The organism is Lutimonas halocynthiae (genome assembly GCF_030409835.1).
GTDB classification, from domain to species: domain Bacteria; phylum Bacteroidota; class Bacteroidia; order Flavobacteriales; family Flavobacteriaceae; genus Lutimonas; species Lutimonas halocynthiae.
Window position 1 is genome coordinate 1 of sequence record NZ_JAUFQO010000010.1, and the last position, 1,396, is coordinate 1,396.

Genomic DNA, 1,396 nt, shown 5'->3' on the forward strand with positions numbered 1-1,396 from the left:
AGAAGGAGGAAGCACAAATATTACTTGGACTTTTGCTGATGGAAATGGAAACAGTACTACAGCAGTACAGGTTTACAACTATGACGATACAACTCCACCAGTTATTCCTGCCTTGGCAGATGTAACAGGAGAATGTTCAGCAACAGCTATCGCTCCAACAACTACAGATTTATGTGCAGGAACAATCACAGGAACAACAAGTGATGCTCTTACTTATACTACACAAGGTAGTTTTGTAATTACCTGGTCGTTTGATGATGGTAATGGAAACGTTGCTACACAGACGCAGAATGTAATCGTGGATGATGTAACAGCGCCAGTTGTACCAACATTAGCAGATGTAACAGGGGAATGTTCAGCAACAGCTGTAGCACCAACAACTACAGATTTATGTGCAGGAACAATCACAGGAACAACTAGTGATCCTCTTACTTATACTACACAAGGTAGTTTTGTAATTACCTGGTCGTTTGATGATGGTAATGGAAACGTTGCTACACAGACTCAGAATGTAATCGTTGATGATGTAACAGCACCAGTTGTACCAACATTAGCAGATGTAACAGGCGAGTGTTCAGCAACAGCAGTGGCACCAACTACTACGGATGCTTGTGAGGGAACAATTACGGGAACAACAACAGATGCACTAACATATACTACACAAGGTAACTTTACAATTACCTGGACCTTTGATGATGGTAACGGAAACAGTATAGATGTAGATCAGACAGTAATAGTTGATGATGTAACAGCACCAGTTGCTGATTTAGGTACATTACCAAATGTAATAGGAGAATGTAGTGTAACAAGTTTAACAGCACCAACGGCTACAGATAACTGTGGAACAGTTACTGTTAGTAGTGATGCTTCTTTACCAATTACAACTTTAGGTACTACAGTAGTTACTTGGACTTATGATGATGGAAACGGAAATACAACTACTCAGACACAGAATATAGAAGTACAGGACACAGGAGTTCCTGCTCCAGTAGTGACTAACTTAGCTACCTTAACAGGTGAGTGTAGTGTTGTTGTAGTATCAACTCCAACAGCTACAGATGGTTGTGCAGGAGTTATAGTAAACGGAACAACAAGTGATCCACTTACATATAATGTACAAGGAACATATACAATTACCTGGACTTATACAGGAGCCAACACAAATACGACTACTCAAACACAGACAGTAATCGTTGATGATGTAACAGCACCAGTTATCCCTGCCTTAGCAGATGTAACAGGAGAATGTTCAGCAACAGCTATCGCTCCAACGGTTGTAGATAACTGTGGTGCAACAATCACAGGAACAACAAGTGATGCACTTACTTATAACACACAAGGTAGTTTTGTAATTACCTGGTCGTTTGATGATGGTAATGGAAACGTTGCTACACAG

The 1,396-nt window shown here is 40.4% G+C and carries 1 pseudogene; it reads left to right on the plus strand.

What is annotated here, in order from left to right:
* Positions 1–1,396, plus strand: a pseudogene (locus QWY87_RS11695) (HYR-like domain-containing protein); the annotation flags it as partial.